6 protein-coding genes are annotated in these 7734 nt (G+C 70.3%); 3 read left to right on the top strand and 3 right to left on the bottom strand.

What is annotated here, in order from left to right:
- Positions 1-279 (top strand): RNA polymerase sigma factor region1.1 domain-containing protein (locus FV223_RS15430; protein WP_147727865.1); only part of this gene is annotated, 279 nt, incomplete at its 5' end.
- 155 nt (positions 280-434) lie between these two features.
- A complete protein-coding gene (locus FV223_RS15425; protein WP_147727864.1) occupies positions 435-1817 on the top strand; it encodes a 3-deoxy-7-phosphoheptulonate synthase class II in 1383 nt (460 codons plus the stop codon).
- 59 nt (positions 1818-1876) lie between these two features.
- Here the strand turns inward: FV223_RS15425 and FV223_RS15420 are convergent, their stop codons facing one another.
- Positions 1877-4699: an EAL domain-containing protein gene (locus tag FV223_RS15420; RefSeq protein ID WP_246689694.1), complete on the bottom strand. Its 2823-nt coding sequence runs from the start codon at positions 4697-4699 to the stop codon at positions 1877-1879.
- A gap of 280 nt (positions 4700-4979) precedes the next feature.
- On the opposite strand from FV223_RS15420, the gene FV223_RS15415 reads away from it, so the two are divergent.
- Positions 4980-5369: a plastocyanin gene (locus tag FV223_RS15415; protein ID WP_348642513.1), complete on the top strand. Its 390-nt coding sequence runs from the start codon at positions 4980-4982 to the stop codon at positions 5367-5369.
- Positions 5370-5375: 6 nt separating this feature from the next.
- Here FV223_RS15415 and FV223_RS15410 read toward each other — a convergent pair whose 3' ends face one another.
- Together FV223_RS15410 and FV223_RS15405 are read right to left on the bottom strand one after the other, a co-directional pair.
- Positions 5376-6650 (bottom strand): efflux RND transporter periplasmic adaptor subunit, encoded by a 1275-nt coding sequence (locus FV223_RS15410; RefSeq protein ID WP_147727862.1) that lies wholly within the window; start codon positions 6648-6650, stop codon positions 5376-5378.
- Between the two features lie 110 nt (positions 6651-6760).
- On the bottom strand, positions 6761-7734 hold a 974-nt coding region (locus FV223_RS15405), incomplete at its 5' end, for a molybdopterin molybdotransferase MoeA (RefSeq protein ID WP_147727861.1).

Here is a 7734-nt window from a genome sequence, read left to right as displayed (position 1 = left end):
GCGCAGGCGCGGCGTCAGCGCGTGATCGACGGCCTCCTGGCCGACGCGCTCCGGCCAGCTTTCACCACCACCCTGCCGAGCCGGGACGCGCTGGCGCCCGACATCCAGGGCGCGATCGAGGCGCTGCTCACGAAGGCGGCGGCCCGGCGCAGCCGCTGCCTGACCTACGAGGACCTGGAGGAGGCGCTTCCGCCCCGGGACGTCTCGGCGGAGGACCTGGAAGCGATCTTCTGGATCCTGGCCGAGCACGGCATCGAGGTCGAGGACGGCGAAGGCTGATCTTCGCGGAGGCGGATACGGGACCTGACCCCCGATCCGCCCTGGCCTGCGCCGGCCTCATCTCGCTCCCCGGAAAAAAGCACTCTATAAGCCGCGCTTCGCGCCAGGATTCGGCGTGGAGGAAAGATCGCCGCACGGTGCGGGGGAGTTGTGTGATGGGCGAGCGTTGGACACCGAAGACATGGCGTGACCTGCCGATTCAGCAGGTGCCGGCCTATCCGGATCCGGCCGCCCTCGAAGCGGTCGAGGCCCAGCTCGCGAGCTTCCCGCCCCTGGTCTTCGCCGGCGAGGCGCGCAAGCTCAAGACGGCGCTCGCGCGCGTCTCCACCGGGCAGGCCTTCCTGCTTCAGGGCGGCGATTGCGCCGAGAGCTTCGACGAGCATTCGGCCGACAACATCCGCGATTTCTTCCGCGTGTTCCTGCAGATGGCACTGGTGCTGACCTTCGCCGGCGCGTCGCCGGTGGTGAAGGTCGGGCGCATCGCTGGGCAGTTCGCCAAGCCGCGCTCCTCGCCGACCGAGACGCTCGACGGCGTGAGCCTGCCGAGCTACCGCGGCGATATCGTCAACGGCCTGACCTTCACGGACGAGGCGCGCATCCCGGACCCGCGCCGGCAGCTCGAGGCGTACCGGCAGTCGGCGGCGACGCTCAACCTGCTGCGCGCCTTCGCGACCGGTGGCTACGCCAACCTCGAGAACTCGCACCGCTGGATGCTGGGCTTCGTCAAGGACAGCCCGCAATCGTCCCGCTACGCCGACGTCGCCGAGCGGATGACGGAGGCGCTCGACTTCATGCGCGCCATCGGGATCAATCCCGAGACGCACCAGGAGGTGCGGACCACCGACTTCTATACCAGCCACGAGGCGCTGCTGCTCGGCTACGAGGAGGCGATGACCCGCGTCGATTCGACGACCGGCGATTGGTACGCCACGTCGGGCCACATGCTGTGGATCGGCGACCGGACGCGCCAGCCCGATCACGCCCACGTCGAGTACGCCCGAGGCATCTGCAACCCGATCGGCCTGAAGTGCGGGCCGTCGATGGAGGCCGACGGCCTGATCCGGCTCGTCGACAAGCTGAATCCCGGCAACGAGGCCGGTCGGCTCAGCCTGATCTGCCGGTTCGGGGCGGACAAGGTCGGCGAGCATCTTCCGCGCCTGGTTCGCGCGATCGAGCGCGAGGGGCGCAGCGTCGTGTGGGTCTGCGATCCGATGCACGGCAACACGATCTCGGCCGGCCGCTACAAGACGCGCCCGTTCGAGCGGGTGATGCAGGAGATCGAGGGCTTCTTCGGCGTCCATTCCGCCGAAGGCACCATCCCGGGCGGCATCCACCTGGAGATGACCGGCAAGGACGTGACCGAATGCACGGGCGGCGCCCGCGCGCTGACGGCCGACGACCTCCAGGATCGCTACCACACCTACTGCGACCCGCGCCTCAACGCGGAGCAGGCCCTGGAAGTGGCGTTCCGCACGGCCGAGCTGGTCAAGCGCGGCCGGACGGTGATCGAACGCCCGCGCCTCGACGCGGCGGAGTAGGACCGCCGGTCCGCGACTCGACCGATCGAATCCACGTCGGCCGAACCGGGCGGCGTGGATCAGGCGATCGCCCGCGCCGCGCCGTTCCAACGGGTGATCAGGGCGGGCAGCTCGACCGAGGGAACCGGTCGGCTGAACAGGTAGCCCTGGACCTCGTCGCAGCCCTCGGCTCGCAGCTTGGACAGCTGCGCCTCGGTCTCGACGCCCTCGGCCGTCGTGGTCATCCGCAGGCTGGCGCCCAGGCCGATCACCGCACGGACGATGAACTCGGTCCCGTTCTCGGCGCACAGGTCACGCACGAAGGATTGGTCGATCTTGATCTTGTCGAAGGGGAAGCTGCGCAGGTAGCTCAAGCTCGAGTAGCCGGTGCCGAAATCGTCCATCGAGACGCGGGCGCCGAGCATCTTGAGATTGTGCAGGATCGCCGTCGTCGCGCCGGGGTTGGCGACCAGCACCGATTCGGTGATCTCCAATTCGAGGTGCTGGCCGGGCAGGCCGGTGCGCTGCAGGGCCTCGCGCACGGCGGTGATCAGGCTCGCGGAGGTGAATTGCACCGCCGAGACGTTCACGGCAACCTTCAGGCCCTCGGGCCAGCGGGCGGCCTCCTCGCAGGCGCGGTGCAGCACCCATTCGCCCAGCGGCACGATCAGGCCGAGCTCCTCGGCGACGGGGATGAACTCGACCGGCGACACCCATCCGCGCACCGGGTGGTTCCAGCGCAGCAGCGCCTCGAAGCCGCAGATCCGGTCGGCGTTGAGGCAGTAGATCGGCTGGTAGTGGACCTCGAAGGCTTCGTTGGCGACCGCCTCGCGCAGGTCGACCTCGAACAGCCGGCGTGCCTGCAGGCGCGCATCCATCTCCGGCTCGAAGAACCGGAACGATCCGCGGGCGTCGACCTTCGACCGCGCCAGCGCGACGTCGGCGTTCATCAGGAGCTTCTCGCAGCTCGTGCCGTCGTAAGGCGCCAGGGTGATCCCGAGGGTGACGCCGAGGGTCACCGTGTGGCTCGACAGGACGAAGGGCGCGCCCAGCACCTCGACGAGGCGGCGGGCGAGCACGGCGGCATCCTCGGCGGTGTCGATCCCGCGCTGCAGGATCGCGAACTCGTCGCTGCCGAGGCGGGCGCAGCTGTCGATCTCGCGGATGCAGGCGCCGATCCGGTTGGCCGCCGCCTGCAGCAGCTCGTCGCCGACCACGTGGCCGAGGGTGTCGTTCACCGGCCGGAAATCGTCGAGATCGAGGCAGAACACGGCAAAGCCGGTGCCGCGCCCGGCCTGCGCGATCGCGGCGTCGACCTGCTCGCTGAACAGGATCCGGTTCGGCAGGCCGGTGAGGGTGTCGTGGTGGGCGAGATAGGCGATCCGCGCCTCGGCCTGGCGCCGCTCGGTCACGTCGTCGTAGGTCGCGACGAAGCCGCCATCGGCGGTCATCCGCTGCTCGATGGCGACGACCCGGCCGTTGGCGAGTTCCTGGAAATGGGTGCGCTGGCGGCTCGTCCCGAAGATGCAGGCGGCCTCGCGCAGCATATCGGCGAGGGTCGAGCCCGGATGGTGGCCGGCGCCGAGGCTGCATTGGAGCACCGCTTCGGCCGACATGCCCGGCACGACCGAACCGGGCGGCAGGTTGTAGATCTCGGCGTAGCGCCGGTTCACCACCATCAGGCGGTGGTCGGCATCGTACAGGCACAGGCCCTGGCTCATGTTGTCGAGCGCCGCGTCGAGGCGCAGGTTCGTCTGCGTGAGCCCGGCCTCCTGCTCCTTCAGGACGCTGATGTCGCTGCACACGGCGACGAACCCGCCCTCCTGCGTGGCGCTGCGGCTGACGCGCAACCAGCGGCCGTCGGCGAGCAGAACCTCGCCGTCGCGCGACAGGGTCCGCGCGCAGTCGATCATCGGGGCCGGCGCGTCGATCTCGCCGTTGGCGAGCGCGATCACCGACGATCCGACCTCGACGGCCGAGCGCAGGCCGCTGAAGAACTCCAGCGCCTGGGCGTTGGCCAGAGCGATCCGCCCGTGGGCGTCGACGACCACGACGCCTTCGCGCGAGCTTTGGAGCGCGTCGGCCAGCAGTGCCTCGGCGGAGCGGCGCTGGCTGACCTCGCGCTCCATCATCGCCTGGATGTTGTCGCGCATGGTCGCCATGGCCCGCAGGAGCGCACCCAGCTCGTCGCGGCCGCCGGTCGGCACCGCGTCGTCGAGGCGGCCGGCCGCGATCCGCTCTGCGACCGCCGAGGCCGAGGCGAGCGGGCCGATGATCCGGCGGTTCAGCAGGTAGGCGACGAAGCCGGACAGGATCAGCGCCACCGCCATCGCGATCACGTTGAAGCGGATCTCCTGCGCGACGACGGTCCGGGCGGTCTGGCGGAAGACGAAACCGTCGCCGGCGGTATAGTTGACCAGAAGCTCGATCTGCCCGTCGACGATGCCGGCCTGGCGGTCGAGGGCGTCCCAGGCGGCGCTCTTGCCGGTCGATCCGTCGAGGCCGTGGCGCATCGACTCCCAGAGCTCCACGCCCTCCTGGACGGCCTTGGCCGAACGGATCACACGGTCGGATTGCGAGCGCTCGACGGCGATCCCGAGGTCGTCGGAGAGCGTCGCGGCGAGCTCGTTGATTTCGGCATCGAGCTTGGAGGCGGCCGCCGGATCGCCGGTCACCATGCGCCGGGCGAAGGCCGAGCGCATCTTGGCGAAGTCCGCTGCCGCGGCCCGCGCGTAATTGATCGACATCAGCGATTCGTCGTAGGTGCGGTTGACGAGCTCGCCCGCATCCTGAAGGCCCCGGATCGCGTAGAGACCGAGCGCGCCGGTGATCAGGCTCATGGTCAGGAACGCCAGGAGGATCCGGCCACGGATGGTCACCCGCGCATCCACCATGCGCGGCATCCCGCTCGTTGCCGAGCGTGGCCTCCTATTCGGTCCGGTCCCATTCCATCGCATCGAGACGTAGCTTCTTTCTGCCCGCGCTCGGCCAAGTTAAATGCGAAATGTTAAGGCGCCATTAGCCGGTGCGCCGCGTATCGGCGGCTGGATCGGGCACCGAGGCTCGTACCGAAGCCCGATGCAACGCTGCAGTTACGTTGTGGAGCACGCGAAAGCCGCCGTCGACATCAGCAGAATCTTAACCACGGCCGCGCAACCATGAGGCGTGATCTTCGAGGACGCCATGCCCAACCTCAGGGAATCGGTGATCGGCCGCGCGAGCCCACGCTCGGCCCCACGCTCCGTCGCCGGCACGGCGGTGGCGCTGGTCGCGGGCGTTCTGGCAGGCATGGCCTTCGTCGGCCGGCTGGAAGCGAGCGGTCACCTCGTGTCGCAGAAGGGCCGGGCGTTCCAGCCCAACAGCCTCGTCGTCACCCGCGGCGACACGATCACCATCGTCAACGACGACAGCGACCTGCTCCACCACATCTACATCGAGTCGGACGCCTTCAACTTCGATTCCGGCGATCAGGTCCCGGGCAGCCGCACGCCGGTGACGTTCGAGAAGAACGGCACCTTCCTCGTGCTGTGCGGCATCCACCCGAAGATGAAGCTCATCGTCCGGGTGAACTGAGCGCCCTCAGCGCGCCGCCGCCTGGACCGGCTTGGCCTCGCCGGGGCCGCCATCGCGCTTGATCCGCTGGCCGTCGCGAAGGTCGGCCGGCGGCCCGAGCACGATCCGCTCCTGCCCGGTCAGGCCCTGGTCGATCTCGATCGTCGTCCCGAAATCGCGCCGGATATGCACCGAGCGCCACTCGGCCCGGTCGTCGTCTCCGACGACCGCGACCTGGGTGCCCCCCTGGTTGAACACCAGGCCGTCGGCGGGAACGATCACCGCCGGCTCAGGACGTGGAATCTGCAGGGTCACGTAGACGTAGAGGCCGGCGCGCAGCGTCCCATCGGGGTTCGGCACGTCGACTTCCGTCGTCAGGGTGCGCGACGCGGTCAGCAGCGCCACCGAGCTGCGCTCGACCCGGCCCGAGAAGGTACGGTCCGGAATCTGCGGCACCTTGATCGTGGCGACGACGCCCTTCCTGACGCCGATCGCCGCGTTCTGCGGCACGTTCACGCTGATGCGCAGGATGTCGTCGCGATCCATGCCGAGCAGCGCCGTGCCGCTGCCGTCGGCCTTCACCAGGTCGCCGACGTCGACGCTGCGGGTGGTGACGACCCCGTCGAAGGGGGCGACCACGTCCTTGAAGCTGGTGAGCGCCTTGAGGCGGTCGACGGTCGCGTCCTGCGCCTTGATGTTGGCCTCGGCGACCTTCACCCCGGCTTCCGCGGCCGCGAGGGAGGCGCCCTGGCTCAGCACGCCCGCCTGCGAGTTGTCCGCGTTCTGGCGCGAGGCCCAGCCCTGCGTCGCCAGCGTCGAGGTGCGGTTGTTGGTGAGGTTGGCGAGATTGACGTTGGCGCGCGCCTGGTCGACCTGCGCCTTCGCCTGAAGCAATTGCGCCCGCATCTGCCCGGCCTGCGCCTCGGCCTGAGCGAGTTGCTGGTCGAGCTCGGGCGCCGCGATCCGCAGCAGGATGTCGCCGGCCTTGACCCGCGACCCGATGTCGACGCGGCGCTCGGCGATGTAGCCGGTCGCGCGGGCGAAGATCGCGGCGCGGGCGAAGGCCTGGGTATCGCCGGGCAGGGTCAGGTCGACCGGCTTGTCGCTGCGCTCGACCGCGGCGACGCGCACGGCCGGCACGGTCTCCCGCACCTTGCGCTGCGTCTCCGTGGCGGCGGCGGACTGCTTCCAGTGCCCGTAGCCGCCCCAACCGAACAGGCCGGCCGCCACCAGGCCGACGAGGACGAACGGGCGCTTGCCCGGCGGCGGGGGAACGTCGCTGACCGCGGCGTGGGGCTTCATGATGCGCTCGCCTTCAACCGGCAGCAACGATGCCGATGCGACCTCGACGATAGCCGGCATCGCGCCTGGAGCCTAGCGGTTGCGGTGCCGCATCGCCGACGATCACGCCGTCACCACATCGCGGCAAAGGCGTGGAATGCCAGAAAGTCTCCCGGATCGATCCGGCCGAGATGGTCGGGCACGTCGGCGAAGCCGTCGCTGCCGGTGAGCGAGGTGATGGTGCCCGAGCCGCGTCGCGGGAACAGCGTCGCCTCGCAGGCCCCGTCGGCGGCTCGATGCACGCAGACGCGCAGGAACTCGCGCCGGCCCGGCTTTCGCGACAGCGCGAAGGCGGCCCGCACGGGCATGCCCCTGGGCTCCGTATGGACCGCGCCGCTGAGGCGATCGAGAAGGGGCCGGACGACGAAGGCGAGGGTGACGAAGGCCGCGACCGGATTGCCGGGCAACCCGACGAACGGCGTGCCGGCGACCACCCCCATGGCGACCGGGCGTCCGGGCTTGATCGCCAGCCGCCAGAACGCGAGCGATCCCGCGGCGGCGACCGCGTTCTTCACGTGATCCTCCTCGCCGACCGAGACGCCGCCCGAGGTGAGGATCAGGTCGTGCCCCTGCGCCGCCTCGCGCAGGCGTGCGGCGAGCACATCCGGGTCGTCGCGCAGGATGCCGAGGTCGCGGGCATCGGCCCCGAGCCGCCGCAGCAGCGCGATCAGCATCACGCGGTTGCTGTCGTGGATGCCGGACGCCGCGCGCGCGCCGCCGGGCTCCGTCAGCTCGTTTCCCGTGGAGAACACCGCGACGCGCAACGCCCGCCGCACGGGAATGGCGTCGCGTCCGATCGCGGCGGCGAGCGCCAGATCCTGCGGTCGCAGCCGACGGCCGGCGGGGATCGCGACGCTGCCTCGCGCGATGTCCTCGCCCGCCGGGCGACGATTGGCGCCGCGGACGATGCCGGACGGCAGCACGACGCCCGCGGGCGTGACCTCGACGTCCTCCTGCATGACCACCGTGTCGGCACCATCCGGCATCGCCGCGCCGGTGAAGATCCGGTCGGCGGCACGCGCGGAAAGCGCCGACGGCGCGGCGC

The organism is Methylobacterium sp. WL116 (genome assembly GCF_008039455.1).
In the GTDB taxonomy this organism is placed as follows: domain Bacteria; phylum Pseudomonadota; class Alphaproteobacteria; order Rhizobiales; family Beijerinckiaceae; genus Methylobacterium.
The sequence above is the reverse complement of the archived record's forward strand: the minus strand, read 5'-3'. Positions and strand labels throughout refer to the sequence as shown.